The sequence below is a fragment of the Nannocystis punicea genome (assembly GCF_026965555.1).
GTDB classification, from domain to species: domain Bacteria; phylum Myxococcota_A; class Polyangia; order Nannocystales; family Nannocystaceae; genus Nannocystis; species Nannocystis punicea.
On the sequence record NZ_CP114040.1, the window covers coordinates 6,159,687 to 6,179,164 of the forward strand.

General features: G+C 72.3%; 15 protein-coding genes. 10 read left to right on the plus strand and 5 right to left on the minus strand.

Annotated elements, in window-relative coordinates:
- The first annotated feature begins 75 nt into the window (after positions 1-75).
- Together O0S08_RS23740 and O0S08_RS23745 are read left to right on the plus strand one after the other, a co-directional pair.
- The gene (locus tag O0S08_RS23740; protein ID WP_269041512.1) at positions 76-948 is read left to right on the plus strand and encodes a 23S rRNA (adenine(2030)-N(6))-methyltransferase RlmJ; all 873 of its coding nucleotides are present in this window, start codon (positions 76-78) and stop codon (positions 946-948) included.
- A 12-nt stretch (positions 949-960) separates the two neighbouring features.
- Entirely contained in the window at positions 961-1,554 is a 594-nt protein-coding gene (locus O0S08_RS23745; protein ID WP_269041513.1) for a hypothetical protein, read from the plus strand.
- Between the two features lie 379 nt (positions 1,555-1,933).
- On the opposite strand, the gene trpA is transcribed toward O0S08_RS23745, so the two are convergent.
- Together trpA and trpB are read right to left on the minus strand one after the other, a co-directional pair.
- Positions 1,934-2,731: a tryptophan synthase subunit alpha gene (trpA, locus tag O0S08_RS23750; protein ID WP_269041514.1), complete on the minus strand. Its 798-nt coding sequence runs from the start codon at positions 2,729-2,731 to the stop codon at positions 1,934-1,936.
- Entirely contained in the window at positions 2,728-4,092 is a 1,365-nt protein-coding gene (trpB, locus tag O0S08_RS23755) for a tryptophan synthase subunit beta (protein WP_269041515.1), read from the minus strand. The genes trpA and trpB overlap by 4 nt, the downstream gene beginning before the upstream one ends.
- Positions 4,093-4,445: 353 nt before the next feature.
- Here trpB and O0S08_RS23760 point away from each other — a divergent pair, with 353 nt between their 5' ends.
- The 3 genes from O0S08_RS23760 to O0S08_RS23770 all read left to right on the plus strand — a co-directional run bounded on the left by O0S08_RS23760 (position 4,446) and on the right by O0S08_RS23770 (position 7,841).
- A complete protein-coding gene (locus O0S08_RS23760) occupies positions 4,446-5,795 on the plus strand; it encodes an ATP-binding protein (protein WP_269041516.1) in 1,350 nt (449 codons plus the stop codon).
- Between the two features lie 972 nt (positions 5,796-6,767).
- The gene (locus tag O0S08_RS23765; RefSeq protein ID WP_269041517.1) at positions 6,768-7,640 is read left to right on the plus strand and encodes an SPFH domain-containing protein; all 873 of its coding nucleotides are present in this window, start codon (positions 6,768-6,770) and stop codon (positions 7,638-7,640) included.
- Between the two features lie 9 nt (positions 7,641-7,649).
- Positions 7,650-7,841: a type II toxin-antitoxin system antitoxin gene (locus O0S08_RS23770; protein WP_269041518.1), complete on the plus strand. Its 192-nt coding sequence runs from the start codon at positions 7,650-7,652 to the stop codon at positions 7,839-7,841.
- A 407-nt stretch (positions 7,842-8,248) separates the two neighbouring features.
- Here the strand turns inward: O0S08_RS23770 and ygfZ are convergent, their stop codons facing one another.
- The gene (gene ygfZ, locus O0S08_RS23775) at positions 8,249-9,076 is read right to left on the minus strand and encodes a CAF17-like 4Fe-4S cluster assembly/insertion protein YgfZ (RefSeq protein WP_269041519.1); all 828 of its coding nucleotides are present in this window, start codon (positions 9,074-9,076) and stop codon (positions 8,249-8,251) included.
- A 202-nt stretch (positions 9,077-9,278) separates the two neighbouring features.
- On the opposite strand from ygfZ, the gene O0S08_RS23780 reads away from it, so the two are divergent.
- From O0S08_RS23780 to O0S08_RS23795, 4 genes are all read left to right on the plus strand, one after another.
- A complete protein-coding gene (locus O0S08_RS23780) occupies positions 9,279-10,997 on the plus strand; it encodes a TolC family protein (RefSeq protein WP_269041520.1) in 1,719 nt (572 codons plus the stop codon).
- Between the two features lie 69 nt (positions 10,998-11,066).
- A complete protein-coding gene (locus O0S08_RS23785) occupies positions 11,067-11,693 on the plus strand; it encodes an MlaC/ttg2D family ABC transporter substrate-binding protein (protein WP_269041521.1) in 627 nt (208 codons plus the stop codon).
- 79 nt (positions 11,694-11,772) lie between these two features.
- Entirely contained in the window at positions 11,773-13,659 is a 1,887-nt protein-coding gene (locus O0S08_RS23790; protein ID WP_269041522.1) for a hypothetical protein, read from the plus strand.
- A gap of 121 nt (positions 13,660-13,780) precedes the next feature.
- A complete protein-coding gene (locus O0S08_RS23795) occupies positions 13,781-15,061 on the plus strand; it encodes a protein-disulfide reductase DsbD family protein (RefSeq protein ID WP_269041523.1) in 1,281 nt (426 codons plus the stop codon).
- 211 nt (positions 15,062-15,272) lie between these two features.
- Here O0S08_RS23795 and O0S08_RS23800 read toward each other — a convergent pair whose 3' ends face one another.
- Positions 15,273-16,853: an N-acetylmuramoyl-L-alanine amidase gene (locus tag O0S08_RS23800; protein ID WP_269041524.1), complete on the minus strand. Its 1,581-nt coding sequence runs from the start codon at positions 16,851-16,853 to the stop codon at positions 15,273-15,275.
- A gap of 167 nt (positions 16,854-17,020) precedes the next feature.
- On the minus strand, positions 17,021-17,710 hold the full coding sequence (locus O0S08_RS23805) for a glutaredoxin family protein (protein WP_269041525.1): 690 nt from the start codon (positions 17,708-17,710) through the stop codon (positions 17,021-17,023).
- A 58-nt stretch (positions 17,711-17,768) separates the two neighbouring features.
- Between O0S08_RS23805 and O0S08_RS23810 the strand changes: the two genes are divergently transcribed.
- On the plus strand, positions 17,769-19,469 hold the full coding sequence (locus O0S08_RS23810; RefSeq protein ID WP_269041526.1) for a C45 family autoproteolytic acyltransferase/hydrolase: 1,701 nt from the start codon (positions 17,769-17,771) through the stop codon (positions 19,467-19,469).
- The last annotated feature ends 9 nt before the right edge of the window (positions 19,470-19,478 follow it).

Below are 19,478 nucleotides of genomic sequence, written 5' to 3' on the forward strand. Positions count from 1 at the left end.
GCGCCGGGTCACGTCGCCGGCCTGCATCACGCCCTTTTCACCGCGCGCCGGGCCTGCTATGCCGCGCCCCGGCGCATGAACTATCGCCACGAGTTTCATGCAGGGAACGCACCCGACGTGTTCAAGCACGTCGTCTTGCTGCAGCTCGTGCGCCGTCTCCAGCAAAAGCCCGCGCCGCTGTGCTACGTCGACACCCACGCCGGGCGCGGCCGCTACGCCCTGGATTACGGCGGCGCCGTGCGTTCGCGCGAATTTCAGCGCGGCATCGCCCGGCTATGGCCCGCCCGTGACGCTGCGGACCTGCCGCCGGCGCTCGCCGATTACCTCGCGCGCGTGGCCGAACTCAACACGAGCGGCGTCCTCGCCACCTATCCCGGCTCGCCGCGGCTGGTGCGGTCGGTCTTGCGACCCGACGATCGCATGATCCTCTGCGAGCTCCAGCCCGCCGAGGTCGCCGCCCTGCGCGACGAGTTCAGCGCGCGCACGGAGCACGGTCCGAGGCGCGACCCGCAGGTGGCGATCCACCAGCGCGACGGCTACGAGGCGCTCGCCGCCTTGCTGCCGCCGACGCCGCGCCGCGGCCTCGTCCTCATCGACCCGCCGTACGAGCGGCCCGACGAATTTGCCGCCGCCCTCGCCGGCGTCGAGCTCGCCCGCCGGCGCTGGCCGCAGGCCTGCACCGCGCTGTGGTACCCGATCAAGGGCCCGCTCGCGCCCACCTTGCTGCACGCCGCCGTGCTCCGCTCCGGCCTGCGCGACGTGCTGTGCGTCGAGCTCCGCACGAGGCCTGACGACCCCGCCGTCCTCAGCGGTTCGGGGCTGCTCCTCGTGGGCGCCCCCTGGCAGACCGACACCGCTCTCCGCGCGCTCCTGCCCCCGCTGGCGGCCCTCCTGGCCGAGGACGAGTTTCCCGGCGACGCCCGCGTCGACTGGCTCGTCGCGCCCTGATACGGTGCAGACATGGACGACGTCGTCCCCTGTGCGTTCTGCGAACTCCCGCACACAAGTGACAACCTCCGCCGCGACTACGAGCTCGACTTCTGCGAGCGCTGCGCCGACGGCCACGCCGAGGTCGCGCTGCGCGAGCGCGGCCATACGATCGTGACCCGCGAGTGGCAGACGCGCGAGCGCGTCGGCAGCGAGTTCTACACCTTCTATCACTTCTCGATCACCGCCCGCCCGCGCGTCAGCGTGTCGTTCCGCGCCAGCTTCGCCCGCGAGAGCACCCTCGACCGCCAGATCAAGGTGTTCCGCCGCGACCTCAAGGTCGGCGACCCGCTGTTCGACGACTTCATCTACATCAGCACGCGGGACCGCGCCCAGGTCACCGCCATGCTCGACAGCACCGGCACCCAGACGACCCTGATGGACCTCGTCAGCCGCTTCAACAGCGTGTTCTTCGACGGCGGCGCCTTCGAGGTCCGCGAGCGCGGCACCGAGCCGATCAGCCCCGACGCGACCGCGATGCTGTCGGTCGCCGCGATGCTCGTCCACCTCGAGCGCGCCGCCGGAGCCCCCGCCGCTCCGCCCGCCGCGGAGCCCGCCGAGACCTGAGGACATGTCGCAGAGGACATGTTCTTTCGCCCGTGCGCGAAAGAACATGCTCCAAGGTACATGCCGGCAAGGACATGTCCTTCGAGGCGGCCGAGCTCCGCTCGCATCCGCCGATGAACTCGCGCCGCTGAACGCACCAGCCCTCGGCGAGCCGAGGCCGATCGCGCGGACGAGCCTGCGACGCCTACGCGCGCGCGGCCGAACGAAAGATCCGCGGCTCGCCGCCGAGGAAGACCATGTCTTCGCGGCCAGGTCACCCGGGCGACGCCGACTTACCGCACGGGCCGCACACGCGACGCGTCTGGCGCCGCGATCCCGACAACCACGCACGGACCGGGGCCGCTCCCGTCGAGCGGCCCCGTCCCCGTGCTCCGCGTCGTCAGGCCCGCAGGGTCCCGGCGCGCAGCGTCTTCACCAGCTCGCCGAGGGCCGCGGGCCCGCGCTGGCCGGCCTCGACCAGCGCCGAGCCGACCACCACCCCGTCGGCGTGCCCGGCCAGCGCCCGCACGTCCTCCGCCTTGCGCACGCCGAAGCCGACGACGATCGGCAGCGAGCTCGCGCTGCGCAACGTCGCCAGGCCGGCGTGCAAGGCAGGGTCGCCCGGATTCAGCGGCGCCCCGGTCACGCCGGTGAGGCTGACCGCGTAGACGAACCCGCTGCTGGCCCCCAGCACTCGCGCGCGGCGGTTCGGCGTGGTCGTCGGCGCGACCAGCCCGACCCATCCGAGCCCGCGGGCGCTCGCCGGCCCGCGCAGCACCTCCGCGTGCTCCGGCGGCAGATCGACCACCAGCAGCGCGTCGGCCCCCGCCTCGGCTGTCTCTCGGGACAGGCGCTCCGGCCCGTAGCTGATCAGCGGGTTCGCGTACGAGAACAGCACGATCGGCAGCTCGAAGCGGCGCCGGATCTCCGCCGCCAGCGCCAGCGCCCCGGCCACGGACGCTCCGCTGGCCAGCGCGCGGGTCATCGCCGCCTGAATCGTCGGCCCGTCGGCCGTCGGGTCGCTGAACGGTACCCCGAGCTCGAGCACGTCGAGCCCGCCCTCGCAGGCCGCGAAGATCCGCTCCAGCGAACCGGCGCGGTCGGGGTCGAACCCGGTCAAGTAGCCGACCAGCGCCGCGCGGTTCTCCTCGCGCGCCCTGGTGAACGCAGCCGCCACGCGATCCACTCCGGCGCTCATGCCCCCTCCTTGCCGTCGGCGCGGAGCTCGTGACCGTCGACGATCAGCGCCTCCTCGCCTGGATGCGAGCCCGTCGCCCCGTGGTGCGCCGCGCGGGCCGCCTTGCGCTCGCGCTCCGCCTCCGCGATGAGGGCCAGAGTCGCCGGGTCGAGGTGCGTCATCACCGTGTGCATGTCCTTGTCGCCGCGGCCCGACACGTTGACGATCACCACCGCCTCGGGCCCGAGCTCGGCGATCACCTGCGGCAGCGCTGCGATCGCGTGCGCGGTCTCGAGCGCGGGGATGATGCCCTCGGTGCGGGCCAGCAGCTCCGTGGCCGCCAGCGCCTCGCGGTCGGAGATCCCGAGGTAGCGCGCGCGTCCGGTCGCGTGCAGGTGCGCGTGCTCGGGGCCGATGCCCGGGTAGTCGAGCCCGGCCGAGATCGAGTGGGCCTCGAGCAGCTGTCCGTCGTCTGTCTGAAGGACCAGGCTGCGCATCCCGTGGAACACGCCGATCCGGCCCTTCGCCATCGTCGCCGCGTGGCGGCCCTGCAGCCCCTCGCCGGTCGCCTCGACCCCGAACAGCCGGACCTCCTTGTCGGGCACGAACGCCGCGAACAGGCCCATCGCGTTCGAGCCGCCGCCGACGCACGCCACTGCCGCGTCGGGCAGGCGGCCGATCCGGTCGAGGATCTGCGCCCGCGCCTCGTCGCCGATCACTCGCTGCAGCTCGCGGACCATCAGCGGGTACGGGTCGGGGCCCATCACGCTGCCGATCACGTAGTGGGTGTCGGCCACGCTCGCGACCCAGTCGCGCAGCGCCGCGTTGATCGCGTCCTTCAAGGTCGCCGAGCCGCTCGTCACCGGCCGGACCTCGGCCCCGAGCAGGCGCATGCGCACCACGTTGAGCGCCTGCCGGGACACGTCCTCCGCGCCCATGTACACCGTGCACGGCATCCCGAAGTACGCGCAGGCCGTGGCCGTCGCCACCCCGTGCTGCCCCGCGCCCGTCTCGGCGATGATGCGGGTCTTGCCCAGCCGGCGGGCCAGCAGCACCTGGCCGATGCAGTTGTTGATCTTGTGCGCGCCGGTGTGGTTCAGGTCCTCGCGCTTGAGGAAGATCCGTCCGCCGCCGATCGCCGCCGGCAGCCGGCGGGCCTCCGTCAGCGGCGTCGGCCGGCCGACGTAGTCGCGGAGGATCGCCCGGTACTCGTCGACGAAGGCGTAGTCGGCCCAGGCCTTCGGCCACTCGCGGGCCAGCTCCTCCACCGCCGGCATCAGCGTCTCGGCGACGTAGCGCCCGCCGAATTCGCCGAATTCACCCAGCAGCTCGGGCGGGCCACGGAGCGGGTTGTCATCCTCGGAATGGGGTGCCGCGGTCATGCGCAGGGGGATGGTAGCACCGATCGTGCAGTGCCCTGCGCGGGCGCTATCGCCATGCCGCGTCTGCGTCACGCTCTCACCTGTCCCGAAGTTCAGCTCGCACCTGAACCCACGGCGGGCGCCCCGGCCGCCCACGCCTGCATTCGGGGTCTCCCAGCCTCGCAACGAGGCCGACGTCCCCCAGGCCGAGCCGTGGATGGACCTCGGGGGGCGGCCGGCGCTGCCTCTCCCACCGCGCGAATGGGATATCGTACGCGGCGATGGCGTCGAGCGACAGGGTCTCCGCCCTGCCCGCACCCGCGGGCTCCGAGCGCGCGAGCCCACGCCGAGGTGTCGGTCCGCTGATCGTGCTCGTGCTCGGCGTCGCTGGGCTCGGGTTGGCCGTCAGTCTCTTCGTCACCGGTCAACCACTCCTCCACGTCGCCAGCGCGTTCGCCGCGGGAGTCGTCCTTCTGGGGTGCGCCCGGGCCCTCCGGGTCCGCGACAGCCTCATCCACGACCTCACCGCCGAGCGCGCCGTCCTGCTGGCGTCGCGGCAGCAGATCGACTCCGTCAGCCGCGCCAAGAGCGATTTCATCGCCAACATCAGCCACGAGATCCGGACCCCGCTCGCGGGCGTCCTCGGCACCACCGCGCTGCTCGCCGACACCTCGCTGAGCGACGAGCAACGGGCCTATCTCGCCGCCATTCGCGGCGCCGCCGAGGGCCTCATGGCGCTGCTCGGCGACATCCTCGACATGTCGAAGATCGAGGCCGGCCACCTCACCTTCGAGCGCTCGCCCTTCGACCTGCGCAAGCTCGCGGAGGACGTGATCGCCATGTTCGGCTACGTCACCCGCGACAAGGGCCTGGTCCTGCGGCTCACCTACGCCGAGGGCGCCGCACGGGTGTTCTTCGGCGATCCGCTGCGGATCCGCCAGGTCCTCACCAACCTCGTCAGCAACGCGGTGAAGTTCACCGCCGCCGGCGAGGTGCGCATCGAGATCCGCGTCGGCTCGGTCGTCCACGACGAGGCCACCGTCGAGCTGCGCGTGCAGGACACCGGCATCGGCATCACCGCCGAGCAGCTGCCGCGGATCTTCGACAGCTTCGTCCAGGCCGACGCCTCGACCACGCGGCGCTTCGGCGGCACCGGCCTCGGCCTGGCGATCTGCCGCGCTCTGGTCCGCGGCATGGGCGGCAGCCTCGACGTCGAGAGCGAGCCCGGCAGCGGCTCGACCTTCACCGCCTCGGTTCCGCTCACCGTCGCCAGCGAGCACGACCTGTCCGAAAAACCAGGTGAGACCGCGACCGGCGTGCGGCGGCTCAAGGTCGTGCTCGCCGACGACAACCGGATCAACCGCACCGTCGTCCTCGCCCTGCTCGAGCGGGCCGGCCACACCGTCTTCCCGGTCGAGAACGGCCTCGCCGCCATCGCCGCCGTCGAGGCCCAGAGCCCCGACATCATCTTCATGGACTGTCAGATGCCGATCATGGACGGCTACGAGGCCACCACCCGCCTCCGCGAGGCCGGCTGCACCGCCCCGATCATCGCCCTCACCGCCAACGCCCGCGCCGATGACCGCGACCGCTGCCTGGCCGCCGGCATGACCGACTACCTCACCAAGCCGATCCGCCCCGAGGACCTCCACCTCGCCCTCCACCGCCACGCCCTCTCGCCCACCCCGCCCGCGAGCGACTCGGCCGTCTCCGCCGCCGAGTGAGCCCGGCACTCGCCACGCCCTGTCTCTCGGGCCAGCCTCCTCCGCGAATCAGCCCGACGACCTCGGCCATCCTGTCCCTCGGGACAGCCTCGCTCCAGGTCTCGAATGAGCAAGCTCGAGTCTGTCCAGCTGCCATGGGCGGATCGCTGGCCGCTCCGCCGTTCTTCCGCGGAAGTCTCCGGTAGGAGAGCAAACTGAATTTCGCAGCGGCGCCAGTACGGCCTTCCTGGCGCTCCGCAGCTCGCCTTCCTGTCCATGGCTCAGCCCGCGCGCGAACACGCGATGGTGGAGTGATCGAGCTCCTCCAAGAGCCCGAACGAGTGCCTCCGGCCTCGAAGTCTTGCAGCGGCACCACCTGGCTGCGCGAACATCCTGTCCCTCGGGACAGCCTCCGGGCCGCGAAGCCTGCCGCGGATCTTTCCGGCAGCCGCGGCCATCCTGTCCCTCGGGACAGCCGCACTCCGGGCCTCGAAGTCCCCCAGCCGCAACGCGATTATCCTGTCCCTCGGGACAGCCGTACTCCGGGCCTCGAAGTCCCCCAGCCGCAGCGCGATTATCCTGTCCCTCGGGACAGCCGCGCTCCGGGCCTCGAAGTCCCCCAGCGGCAGCGCGTTTATCCTGTCCCTCGGGACAGCCGCGCTCCGGGCCTCGAAGTCCCCCAGCGGCAGCGCGATTATCCTGTCCCTCGGGACAGCCGCGCTCCGGGCCGCGAGACCAGGCGGCGCTGCGTCCTGTCCCCCGGCTCCATCTCTCCGTCGGGTTCCGGCGCGCGCCGCAGCCGCTCCACTCGAGCGATCAGCGCTGTGCCTGTCTCTTCGACCATGCACGCACACATCCGCAGACCCCGGGCAACGACCTGCCTCTTCGGCCGCCCTCCGTGCGCATCGGCAGACGCCTCGCGATTTTTCTGAAACTCGCTTGGCGCGCCAGGTATCAGAGTGATATCATCACGACATCACCCCGGAGCCCCGCATGACCTCGATCCAGCAGCAGCGCGCTTTTTCGCTCAATGGTTTCATCGCTCTCCTCGCCTGGCTGGCCCTGGCCGGATATTGCGCCAGCACGATCGTCGACATCGCCCAGACCCAGCAGGCCGCCGAGGTATGGAAGCCGATCGTCCTCGGCCTGGTCCTCCTGCTCTCCCTCGGTGGTTTCTTCGTCAACCAGCCCAACGAAGCGCGGGTGTTGGTTTTCTTCGGCCGCTACGTCGGCACCGTCGCCAGCGCCGGGTATTACTTCGCCAACCCGTTCGCCGCCAAGCACCCGGTCAGCTTGCGCGTCCACAACTTCAACAGCGAGAAGCTCAAGGTCAACGACGCCCGCGGCAACCCGATCGAGATCGCGGCCGTGATCGTCTGGCGCGTCACCGACAGCGCCAAGGCCCTCCTCGAAGTCGAGAATTACCGCGGCTTCGTCGCCATCCAGAGCGAGACGGCCATCCGCGCCGTCGCCACCCGCTTCCCCTACGACTCGCACGAGGGCGAGGTCGCCCTGCGCAGCCACCAGGACGAGATCAACGCCGGCCTGCAGCAGGAGGTCCAGGCGCGGCTCGACGTCGCGGGCCTCGAGGTCGTCGACTGTCGCCTCTCGCACCTCGCCTATGCCCCCGAGATCGCCCAGGCCATGCTGCGCCGCCAGCAGGCCGAGGCCGTCGTCGCCGCCCGCCGGCAGATCGTCGAGGGCGCCGTCAGCATGGTCGAGATGGGCCTGCGCCGCCTCGAGGAGCACGGGATCGTCCGCCTCGACGAGGAGCGCAAGGCCTCGATGGTCAACAACCTCCTGGTGGCCCTCGTCGCCGACCGCGAGGCCCAGCCGGTCATCAACACCGGCAACATCTACTCGTGAGCCGCACCCATGGTCGAGAAGAAGCGCTTCTTGCTGCGGATCGACCCGGAGCTCCACGCCGCCCTCGAGCGCTGGGCGGCCGACGACCTGCGCAGCATCAACAGCCAGATCGAGTTCGTCCTCAAGGAGGCCCTGCGCAGCGCCGGCCGCCTCAAGGAGCGCCCGACCGACCCGTACCGCAGCGCCGACGACGGCGAGTGAGCCGCCGTTCGCATGTCCTGAAGGACATTCCCTGAGAATCATGCTCTGAAGGACAGCTCGCTCAGGGCAACAGACAGGGACGGAGCCTGGCCTGTCACGCGAGTCAGGCTCGCGGCAGGGCCGGACTCCCGAGCTGTCCTTTCGCGCAGGCCCGTCGCGCCACCCATTCGACGGCGTCCTGCGGTCGCGGCCGGGCATTACCCCTGACCCGCGGCCGCCCGCGCGTCCGCTCACGTCATCCACGCCGGTCTCGAGGACGCCGCGGCCGACGTGCGTCGCCGGGCGGCGCCGCGCCCACCGCGACCTCGCATCCCATGTCCCGAAAACGTGCGTCGCCGGCGGCGCCGCGCCCACCGCGACCTCGCATCCCGTGTCCCGAAAGACAGCCGACGCTCACCGGCCGGACCTCACTTGCGTCCCTTGACACCCGGGTCGTCCCCGAGCGGCCCCGAGCGGACCTCCACCTGCCCGATCCCCGCCGCGGTCAGCAGCGCCCCCGGCGTCGCCGCGCTGCGGTGCACGATCGCCAGCCCGTGCGCGCCGCCGGCCGGATCAGCGGCCCAGGTCGCGGCGTGGCCGGCCTGCGGGCGGTCGGGCGCCGCCAGATCTACCGGTCCTTCCGGACATGTCCCGGCGTGCACGCGCACCAGCACCCGGTTGACCTGCCCGCGCGCGTGGATCCGGGCCAGCGGCTCCTGTCCCATGAAGCAGCCCTTGTCGTAGCTCACCGCCGCCACGAACCCGACCTCGGGCGGGAACGTGCCCGGCGTGATCTCGCGACCCCACGCCGGCGCCGCCGCCTCGATCCGCCGCTCGTCCCACGCGCCCGGCGACGCCTCGGAGGCGTTCGCCAGCGCCGCGGTCACCGCCGCCGGCGCGCCGAACACCAGCCAGCCCGGGCCCGGGTACTGCGTCGCCAGGCACTCGACGCCCGCGCCGGCGAGCGGCTCCGGCCACACCATGACGAACTCGACATCATCCGCGCGCGCGAGCGCGACGTCGTCCATGATGATGTGGCGGTCGAGCAGCGCGATCGCCTCGTCGGCGGCCTCTGCCGGCAGCGCCAGGTGCAGCGAGCCATCGGCGCACGCCAGCACGATCGCCTCGGTGACCAGCTTGCCCTTGACCGTCAAGATCGCGGCCGGGACCGCGTGGCCGGGCTGCGCGGCCTCGACGTCGGCCGACAGGATCCCCTGGAGGAAGCGGCGCACGTCGGCGCCCGAGAGGCGTAGCAAAATGCGACGCCCGTGTGGCAACGCGGCGAGGCGGACATATGTCAGGCCCTGCGGGCCCGCGGACGACTGGAGCGGGGTCACGGCGAAACCATGGCAATTCTCCCCGGCCCCGCGCAAGCGCGAGCACCCCGCGGCGAACGCACCCCCGCGTCCGGCCCGCGCCCCTTGATCGCCGCGCCGGCCCCCCTTTAAAAGAGTCCCCGTGCCGCGGCCCAGGGCAGCAGGATTTATTCGCACGCTCGGGAGCGTCCTCATCGTCGCGCTGGCAGTCGGCTCGCCCGTCGCCGCCGCGCCGGCACTTGTGACGCCCGCGCCCGCGCCCGCCGCCACCCCGCCCGCGCCTGTCCCTTCGACCACGTCCAAACAGACAGGTCCGAAGAGCCAGCCGCGGCCCTCGCCCGATCAGCCGTTCAACCTCCCGATCGCCGCGCGCACCGACGCCTACGGCCCGCGCCCGCCCGGCCTGCCCGAGCTGACGCGCGAGCAGATCGTCCAGTACGGCCTGCAGAACCCGCTGGTGAAGGCCGCCGACGCGCAGATCGAGCAGATGGAGGCGACGCTCCTGCGGGCCAGGTTCTCGTGGGTGCCGGTCATCAAGACCTCCACCGCGCTCGCGCCCGGCGTCTACACGCGCTGCGAGGACGTCCAGCTGCAGACCGCGGGCGGCGGCGACGCGATCGACTTCCAGTACTGCCGGCCGGCCAGCCAGGACGGGCCCGGGGCCGACGTCGACGTCGACACCATCAGCGGCTACTTCCGCCAGCTCAAGGAAGCGGGCATCGCTGTCCGCTTCGGCGCCGACTTCATCATCCCGGTGTTCACCTCCGGCAAGATCAAGCACGGCAAGGAGATGGCCGCCGCGGGCGTCGCCCTGGCCCGGCTCGCCAAGGAGAGGGCCCGGCAGGAGACCGTCCTGCGCGTGTACCAGGCCCACACCGCGCTGCTGCTCGCGCGCGAGAGCCTCGCCATCCTCGGCGAGGCGTGGAGCGTCGTGCAGGAGGCCAAGGGGCAGATCATGGTCGACCTCGGCGAGACCGAGGACGCCGATCCCGACGAGACCAACCCCGACCGCGATCCCGCCGACCTGCCGCGCGTCGAGCTCGGCGAGCTCACCCTCATGGAGCGCGCGCTCGAGGCCCGCAAGATCGAGGCGGTCGCGCTCGCCACCTTGTGGACGATCGCCGGCGAGGCCGCGCCGGTCGGGTTCGACATCGCCGAGCGCTCGCTCGTCAGCGACAGCGTCGAGGGCGGCCTGCGCGAGCTGCCGCACTACCGCGAGCTCGGCGCGCAGCAGCGGCCCGAGGCAAAGATGGCGGCCGGCCTGGTCGAGCTGCGCAAGGCCGGCGAAAAGTTCGCGCGCTCGCAGTTCTTGCCGGACTTCGGCGTCGCGGTGTCGGTGCAGATCTCGTACATGAACCAGGCCGACCGCAACATGAAGGCGCTCTACTACTTCGACCGGTTCAACTACAACCGCGTCATCTTCGCCTTCGCTATGAACTGGAACCTCGACTTCCACAACAGCTACTTCGGCCTCAAGAAGGCGCGCGCCGAGCGGCGTGAGGCAGAGCACCAGCGGGAGGCCGCGCGCTACCTGCTCGGGCTCGAGGTCGAGAAGGCCTACCGCGACGTGCAGCACGCCGATCGCTCGGTCAAGCTGACCGAGCAGGCGACCAAGAAGGCCAAGCAGTTGGTCGTCGACCAGCAGGTCAAGCAGACCGTCGGCGGCGGCAACTTCGCCGAGCTCGAGAAGGCCCTGACCCGCTGGGCCGAGTGGCGTTTCAAGCAATTCGAGGCCATTCACGCGCACAACGTCGCCCTCGCGGCCCTCTCGCGCGCGGTCGGCTCCTCCCTGGGGACGTCCCCCAGCCCATCGGCGGCCTCGGCGCCCCCGAACAACATTTCCGTCACCTCAAGCCCTTGAAACTCGCCCGTGACAGGCTGAATGTCGCACCCAGGGTCGCCGTCCGAGCGCCCACCTTCGAGGCCGAAAATGCCCACTTCCGCTCGCAGTCTCATCGCCGGGTTCGTGCTCTCCACCTTCGTCTTCTTCGGGCACGCGCCCGCCGCCGACGCGGCGACCCCCACGGCCACGCCCTCCGCCGTGTTCAAGGAGCGGCACAGCAAGGTCCTCGAGCTGGTGAAGAAGCGGGCCGACCCCGAAGCGCTGGCGAAGGAAGTCGACCAGCTGCTCGACTACAAGGCCCTCGCCGAGACCTCGCTCGGCGGCGCGGCGCGCTACGCCAACAAGTGCGCCCCGCGCTGCGCCGAGTTCGAGGCGCTGCTGACCAAGCTGATCCGCGAGAACTACCTCAAGCGGATCCGCACCGACAAGAAGTACGAGCTGACGATCGTCGGCGAGGACGCCAAGGTCGGCGGTGACATCCGCGTCATCACCAACGTCGCCCTCACCCGCGACGGCAAGCCCGAGGTCGTCGAGGTCGTCTACGTCATGCACGCCGTGGGCGACACCTGGAAGGTCGAAGACATCGTCACCGACGGCGTCAGCCTGGCCAAGAACTACAAGTTCGAGTTCAACAAGATCATCCGCGACAAGGGCATCGACGAGCTGATCGTGCGGCTCGAGAACAAGCTGGTCGAGCTGGCCAAGAAGGACTGAAGCGGCGCACCGCGCCCGCGGGCCGGGTTCCTGCCGCCCTGCGCGAGCGCCCCGGTCCGCCTGTGTTAGCCTGCAGGTCGTGCCCCGCGCCGTCCTCACGTCCGGATCGAGGCGCCCCGGTTGGATCCCGGCGGCGCCTCTCCTCGTCGCGGCGCTGACCGCCTGTCCGCAGGACCAGATCCTCATCGTCGGCGAGTTCGGTCGCTCGCTCCCTCTCGCCACCGGCGACGCGTCCCCGCTGCCGCGCCTGGTCTATCGCCCCGATGCTTGCCCCGGCGAGGCCGCGGCCGGCGGCTGCAGCTCGGTCTGCACCACCGCGCCCGAGAGCTGTCCGCCCGACGCCTGTCTGCCGCTCTTGGTCGACAGCGGCAGCGCCATCACCACCCTCGTCGGCGAGGGCGAGCCCGTCGCCGTGCGCAGCTGCTTCGAGGTCCGGACCGCGAAGGACACCCTCGCCGAGCCGCCGATCGAGGGTGCGGCCGCGCAGGCGATCGCCCGCTTCCGCTTCGACTCGACCCCGTACATCCGTCTGCCGCGCGCCACCGCCGACGTCTCGTGGGGCTGGCAGGTCGGCGATCAGACCGCCGCGCCGTTCGTCGGCGGCGTGCTCGGCGGCAACGTCCTGCGTCAGATGGCCGTCCGCTTCACCGACACCCGCGGCAACGACGGCCCGCAGATCACCTTCTACCGCGAGTTCCCGGGCGTCGAGAGCGCCCTCGCCGATCAGGGTAGCGCCGCGCTGCCGCTGCAGTTCCCCGGCCTCCTGCTCGGCAAGCTGATCGACGACGTGTGCCAGCAGCCCGACGGCGACGACTGCGACCTCGCCAGCTTCGGCGTGTTCGACCGCGAGCACCCCGAGAGCGCCCTGCAGTCGACGCGCATGGTGCTCGACGCCTGCCTCGGCCCGCCGCCGGCGGCCGTGGTCTACAAACCCGGCAACAACAGCTGCGAGCTGGCCTCGGGGCCAGGTAAGCCCGGCAGCTTCCGCTCGCCCACCGGCATCGCGCGGGCCGACCTCGATCCCGGCTGCCGTCTGCAGGACGTCGCCCCCACGGCCGGCGACATCGATCACGGCCACGACGCCTCGGTCCTGATCGCCACCGGCCTGCCCGGCCTGGTGCTGTTCGAGGACAGCGCGCTGCGCATGTTCGGCAGCCTCGAGCTCCCGCCGTGCTTCGGCGACGGCGGCCTCTCGAGCGGCGTCCAGCGCGACACCCCGGCCTGTCTGATCGGACAGGCCGGTCTGCTGCGCGCCGCAGGTTGGCCGCCCGCCGGCACCGCCGAGCGCCCGCTGATCGAGCTGCGCGTCCGCAGCCTGGCCCTGGTCCCCGGCCTGACGCAGACCACCGGCCAGACGGCCTGTCAGCGCCTCGAGGTGCGCCTCCGCGCCCTCCGCTCGCAGTGCAACCTCGCCGCCCGCAACAAGGTCCCGCGCAGCGCCGCCGACAACTGCCGCTCGGACACCGATCGCCTGACCCCTGGCTCCGCCGGCTTCATGACCGCCGCCGTGGTCGGCCAGGCCTTCGTCGCCAGCGACGATCGCGTCGACCCCAACCAGTGGATCCCCACCCTCGTCATCCCCGCGGACCACCCGCTGGCCAGCAACATCCGCCGCGACACCAGCCCCGAGGCGCTCCAGCTCGACGGCCTGGTCGGCACCGCGCTGCTGCGCGGGACCGACGTCGTGCTCGATTACACCGACCCGACCCCGAGCGTGCGCGTCGCCTGCACCGACCCGGACGACGGCAGCTGCCTCGCCATGCCCGCCTGCGTCCCCCGCGACGATCCGCGGGCGGTCGTGCCCGCCTGCTGCTTCGGCCTGCCGGAGGACCTGCTCGTCAGCCTGATCCGCGACCACAGCGCCTACGACTGCTGCGCGGCGCTGTCGCCGGCCACCGTCGACGAGCTGAACAACGCCGAGGCGATCGCCGGCCGCGAGCTTCCCTGCCCCGTGCGCGGCCGCTAGGTGAGGCTCGGAGCGCACTGCCAACTCCGGTTGGCGCGTGACCGCACGCAGGCCGCGGCGCGCGCCCGAGCGCGTCACGCGGCGTCCCGCGGCCCGGCGTCGTATGGTTCAGGTCGCCATCATGTCTCCGACCGACGCGTTCGACGCTGCCACCCTCAGCACCTACGCCTGGGCATTCGGCCAGGGCGTCCTCGTCGACCTCACGCCCTGCGTCTATCCGCTGATCCCGATCACCGTCGCGGTGTTCGGGGCCAAGGGCGTGTCTCGCGGTCGGGCGCTGTTCCTCGCCACCGCCTACGTGCTCGGCATGGCCACGCTCTACACCACGCTCGGCATCGTCGTGGCGCTGAGCGGCGGCCAGTTCGGCGCCTGGCTCGGCGAGCCGGTGGTCGTGCTGCCGATCGTCGCCGTGCTGCTGGCGCTCGCGGCCAGCATGTTCGGCGCCTTCGAGCTGCAGCTGCCGGCCTCGGTGCAGACGCGCCTCAACGCCGTCGGCGGCACCGGCCCGGTCGGCGCCTTCCTCATGGGCCTGGTCAGCGGCTTCATCTCCGCCCCGTGCACCGGCCCGGTCCTGCTGTCCTTGCTCGCGGTCATCGCCAAGGGCGCGGCGGAGGGCGACAGCCTGGCCTACGGCGCGTCCTTGCTGTTCACGTACGCGCTCGGCATGGGCACCCTGTTCTTCGCGGTGGCCCTCGGCGCCAGCCTGTTCCGCCCCGGCCGGTGGATGGAGTACGTCAAGAGCGTGTTCGGCGTGGCCCTGCTGGTCATGTCGCTGTGGTTCCTCGCGCCGCTCAGCCCCGAGCTGCGCCGCTTCCTCGCCGACCCGGCCTGGGGCGTGTGGGTCGGCCTGGCCCTGGCGCTGCTCGGCCTGTTCGCCGGCGCCATCCACCTCAGCTTCTACGGCGAGCCGCTCGAGAAGGCCCGCAAGGCCGTGGCCGTCACCTGCACCGTCCTCGGGATCCAGGTCCTGATCAACAACACGGTCTACGTCCCGTCCGGCTCGTGGAAAGAGGTCCACACGATCGCCGAGCTGGAGGAGGCGCTCACGCGCGCCCAGGACCGCAACCTCCCGGTCGTCATCGACTTCGGCGCCACCTGGTGCGCCCCCTGCCTCGAGATGGAGAAGCTCACCTTCCACCACGAGGAGATCGAGCCCGTCCTCGAGTCCCGCTTCGAGCTGATCAAGATCGACGTCACCCAGGAGACGCCGGAGAAGCAGACCATCAAGCGCGCCTTCGCCAGCGAGACCCTGCCGAGCGTGCTGGTGTTCCCGTCCCGGGTCCGCTTCACCGAGCACTTCGACGAGCTGCGCGGCGGCGCCGGCATGCCCGAGCCCGCCCACCACCTCCACAAGTTCACCCCCGCCGACCAGTTCGCGCCGATGATCGCGGAGGTCCAGTGACCTGTTCCCCGGGACATGCCCCTCCGGTCATGTCCCGGCCGCCAGGTCTTGAAGGACCTGTCCCCCGCACCATGTCCTGACGACCACGCTCGCCGGGCATCACCCGGCCTTGCACCGGTCGCCGACCCGCGAGCCCGTCGGGCCGCCCATCAAGCCACCACCCCGCCGGCCTCGCGTCGGCCGCCAACGGCGAACCGTCTCGGCCCGCCTCTCAGCGTCGACGCCGGCGCCCGAGCCCGAGCAGCACCAGCGCGGCCGCCAGCCAGCCCTCGCGGCCGCCCGAGCTCGAGCGGCAGGCGCAGCCGTCCTCGTCGAATTGCCCGTACCCATCGGGCAGCGCCGCGCCGCTCAGGACCGGCGGGCCCTCGTCCCCGCCGGCTTCGGCCTCGCCCGGGCCCTCGCCGTCGGTGGTCGGCTCGCCGCTGCCCCCTCCGGACGTCGGCGCCTCGGTCGGGTCGGGCAACCCGGTCTCCCCGACCTCGCCGCCGACCTCGCCGCCGACCTCGCCACCGGCCTCGCCCGCGCCGGTCTCCCCGGCCCCGCCCGTCTCGCCGCCGCCGCCGGTCTCACCGCCGCCGGTCGGATCGGGCGGATCGGGCGGATCGACCGCCACCGGATCGACGGCGATCGCCACCCGCACGCCGGGATACACCGCCAGGTCGACGAGCTCCGCCGCCGGCTCGTACAGCCCCGGCCCGGCCACGTCGAGCGCGTGCGACCCGGCGCCGACGGGCGGCAGGGTGACGAACCCGTTGGCGTCGACCGCCAGCCCGGGCCCGCCGTCGAGGCTGACCGTCGCCCCGACCGCCGCCATCGCCGCCGGCGCGCACAGGGCCGTGAAGTGATTCGGATCGATGAACGCCTCCGCGTCGAGCCCGTTGACGCCCGCGCACGGCCCCTGCCCGGCCTCCATCAGCAGCCGCCGGCGCGCCCCGATCGGCGCCGACGCGTGCAGGTACGTCACCTTCGTCCCCGCGGCGATCGGACACAGCTCGGGCGCGGTCAGCAGGTCGGTCGACTCGGCGGTGCGCTGCAGGTACGTGTTCGCCGTCGCGGTGATGGTGCACAGCTTGCTGCGGTCGACCACCGCCGCGTGGATCTGGCCCTGCGGTACCACGTCCTGGACCAGCCCCATGTACATGTCCCAGTTCCAGCCGGGGCCCGGGTCGGTGTGGCTCTGGTTGGGCAGCTCGACGTGGCCGACGATGTGGTCGCGGTCGACCGGGATGTCGTGGCGGGTCGTCAGCCAGCGCGTCAACCTGGCCGAAGAGACATATGTCTCCCAGGTGTACCACTTGGCCGGGTCGTCGACGTAGCCCTCGTGTTCGATGCCGAGAGACGTCCCGTTCGACGAGCCGACGTGCCACGCCTTGTCCTTGTCGAGGACCATCTGCGTGACCTCGCCGTCGACCGAGCGCATGATGTAGTGGCACGACACCTGCGCGTCCGGGTTCTTGAACCACGACTTGGTGCCGGAGTAGCTGCCCTGCATCGTGTGGACGACGACGTGCTGGTACGAGGTGATGCCGTTCACCGAGTAGTTGCACGAGCAGGCCGGGTCGAACGCCGCCGCCAGCGGGTACTCCGAATCGGCGGCCAGCGGCGGCGGCGGCTCGATCGCCCACGACTCGAGCTCGGCCGGTCGCCAGTGGTCGTCCTCGCGCTCCTGCTCCGGCTCCGGCGGCGCCTCCGCCAGCGGGTGCGCCGCGGCTGTCCCCGAGGACAGGCCAAGAACCAATGCGCCGAGCGACAGCGCCGCGCGGCGCGTCCAGTCCGTGGAGACACCCGTCATGAGACGACGCTAGCGCCGGCCGCGCGAGCACGCAACCGGCCGTTTCGCGCCTGTGCGCCACGCTACGGCGGCCCGGGCACCGCGGGCTCCGGACTCGCGCCCGAGCATCTCGCGCACGCCCCCCGCTCGCAGACGGTCCGCCCCGCGCCCACGAAGTTCGCTGCGCTTCAGAGCAGCTGCTCGAGGCGGGCGCGATTGAACCCGACCATCAGCTCCCCGCGGACATCGATGATCGGCACGCTGCCGGTCTGCACGCCCTTGGCCTTGGCCTTGGCCCGCAGCTCGCCGGCGGCGGCCGAGTCCTTCTCGATGTCCTTGGCGACGTACTTGACGCCCTTCTTGTCGAGGTACGACTGCACCTGCTTGCAGACCCCGCACCACTCGGTCTTGTAGACGATCACGTCCGCCTCGCGCGGAGCGACCACCGGCGCCTCGAGCCCCGGCGGCAGCTCGACCGCGCTGCTGCGGCCGAGCCCCAGCGCCAGCTCCTCGAACTGCGCGCGCGGTACGGTCGTCAGCTTCCACGACCCGTCGGCCTCGGGCGTCTTCAAGTTCGCCGCCCACACCGCGCCGTCGGGCGGCTGCGGCCCCTGCAGCAGCGTCACCCGCACCAGCCCGCGCGCCTCCTCGGGCACCTCGGTCGGCTTGCTGGTGTCCTTGAACTGCCCGCGGTCGCCCGCGTACGTCAAAATCGCGTCCTTCGCGTCGGCCGGCAGCACCGCCGCGCCCGCCTCGCCGGCCTCGGCGGTCGCCGGAGCCGCCGCCGGCTGCTTCGCCGGCGCGGGCGGCTTCTCCGGCTCACAGCCGCCCGAGCACAAGATCCACAAACCGAGCAAGCTCGCACACCTTCGCGTCATGGCGGCGCGAGTATAAGCCGCCATCGCGCTCCGGGCCTGGTAGGCTCGCGCCCGCGCCATGGTGAGACTCGCATCCGGAGGGCCGCCCGAGGGCCGCAGCGTGCTCGCGCTGCTGCGGGCAGTCATCGCCCTCGTCGTCACCCTCACGATCCTCACCTTCGCGCTCTACTCCGGCTATCTCTCGTACACGGACCTGTCCCCCGAGGAGGTCCGCGTCCCGACCGCCGAGCTGACCGTCGACCGCGCCGGCCGGCGCGTCACCTACGGCCGCTCCTCGCTCACCCGCGAGAGCCGCCTGTGGTTCCTCCACCTCGAGGGCCCGCCCGAGGAGATCGGCGACGCCCACGGCCGCCTCGCCGCGCGACTGTGGGGCGAGCTCGACCGCGACGTCGCGCGCCTGCTGCGCAACCGCTACCCCGAGGGCCTCGAGCGCTGGACCGCCGACATGGTCATGCGCTGGGACTTCCGCGAGTCCGACCACAGCCTCGCCCCCGGCGCCCGCCGCGAGCTGGCCGCCCTGGCCGCCGCCATGCCCGAGGCCGGCGGCGAGCGCCTGTCGAGCTACCACCGCCTGTTCCTCGACCAGAGCTTCGTCGAGCTGACCCGCCGCCTCGACGACGTCCTGCTCGAGGGCACCATGTTCGCCGCCGCCGCGCGGCCCAAGGGCGGCGGCGAGCGCGGCAACCTGGTCATCGGCCGCAGCTTCTTCGCCGACCTCGGCCTCGACGTCGAGCCCGACCGCCTGGTCGCCATCGTCCACCCCGACGGCAAGTATCCGTTCGCCTCGGTCGGCTGGGCCGGCCTGATGGGCGTCGTCACCGGCATCAACGCCCGCGGGATCTTCGTCGCCCTCGATCCCACGCGCACCGACGACGCGCTCGAGGAGGGCGTCCCGCTGCCGCTGATCCTGCGGCAGATCCTCGAGGACGCCGACACCCTCGAACAGGCGCTCGAGATCTTGCAGGCCGCGCCGGCCCGCACCTCGGGCGCGGTGCTGGTCGGCGACGGTCGCCAGCGCCGCGCCGCCGTCGTCGAGCTGGCGCGCGACCGCGACGACCGCAAGCCCCGCGGCGACGACCAGGCGCTGGTGTGGGCCACCAATCACATGCTGCGCGAGTCGTTCGAGCGCGACGCCCAGAACGACCGGATCCGCCGCTTCACCTCGAGCGGCTACCGCTACGACCGCCTGGGCGAGCTGCTGGCCGAGGCGCCCGTCGACCCCGCGCGCGCCGTCGCCATCCTGCGCGACCGCAAGGGCCTCGGCGGCGAGGAGCTCGGGCTCGGCAACCGCAACGCGATCGACAACCTCCACCTCACCCACGCAGTCGTCGTCGACGCCACCGCCATGGTCATGTGGGTCGGCGAGGGCCCGTCGGCGCTCGGCCGCTTCCGCGCGATCGACCTCCGCCACGCCCTCGGCCGCCGCCAGGAGCGCCCGGCCCCGCTCGACGACTTCCCCGCCGACCGCCTGCTCCACGGCGAGGAGTACAGCGACTACAAGGAGGCCCTCGAGGCCCTCGAGCACGCCCGCGGCCTGCTCGCCCGCGGCCTCGCCGAGCAGGCCCTCGCCTCCGCCAGCGTCGCCCTCGCCCTCGCCCCCGACGTCGGCGAGCTCCACCGCCTGCTCGGCGACATCGAGCGCGAGCTCGGCGACCTCCCCGCCGCCCGCCGCCACTACGAGCGCTACCTCGAGCTGGTCCCCGGCCGCCTGCGCGACCAGGAGCGCGTCCGCGGTCTGCTCGAGGAGCTGCGCGAGTAAGTCCGCGAG

Coding starts and splice junctions, on each gene's coding strand:
- O0S08_RS23740 (WP_269041512.1), top strand. CDS start 76: ATGAACTATCGCCACGAGTTTCATGCAGGGAACGCACCCGACGTGTTC.
- O0S08_RS23745 (WP_269041513.1), top strand. CDS start 961: ATGGACGACGTCGTCCCCTGTGCGTTCTGCGAACTCCCGCACACAAGT.
- trpA (WP_269041514.1), bottom strand. CDS start 2,731: ATGAGCGCCGGAGTGGATCGCGTGGCGGCTGCGTTCACCAGGGCGCGC.
- trpB (WP_269041515.1), bottom strand. CDS start 4,092: ATGACCGCGGCACCCCATTCCGAGGATGACAACCCGCTCCGTGGCCCG.
- O0S08_RS23765 (WP_269041517.1), top strand. CDS start 6,768: ATGACCTCGATCCAGCAGCAGCGCGCTTTTTCGCTCAATGGTTTCATC.
- O0S08_RS23770 (WP_269041518.1), top strand. CDS start 7,650: ATGGTCGAGAAGAAGCGCTTCTTGCTGCGGATCGACCCGGAGCTCCAC.
- O0S08_RS23785 (WP_269041521.1), top strand. CDS start 11,067: ATGCCCACTTCCGCTCGCAGTCTCATCGCCGGGTTCGTGCTCTCCACC.
- O0S08_RS23795 (WP_269041523.1), top strand. CDS start 13,781: ATGTCTCCGACCGACGCGTTCGACGCTGCCACCCTCAGCACCTACGCC.
- O0S08_RS23800 (WP_269041524.1), bottom strand. CDS start 16,853: ATGACGGGTGTCTCCACGGACTGGACGCGCCGCGCGGCGCTGTCGCTC.
- O0S08_RS23805 (WP_269041525.1), bottom strand. CDS start 17,710: ATGACGCGAAGGTGTGCGAGCTTGCTCGGTTTGTGGATCTTGTGCTCG.
- O0S08_RS23810 (WP_269041526.1), top strand. CDS start 17,769: ATGGTGAGACTCGCATCCGGAGGGCCGCCCGAGGGCCGCAGCGTGCTC.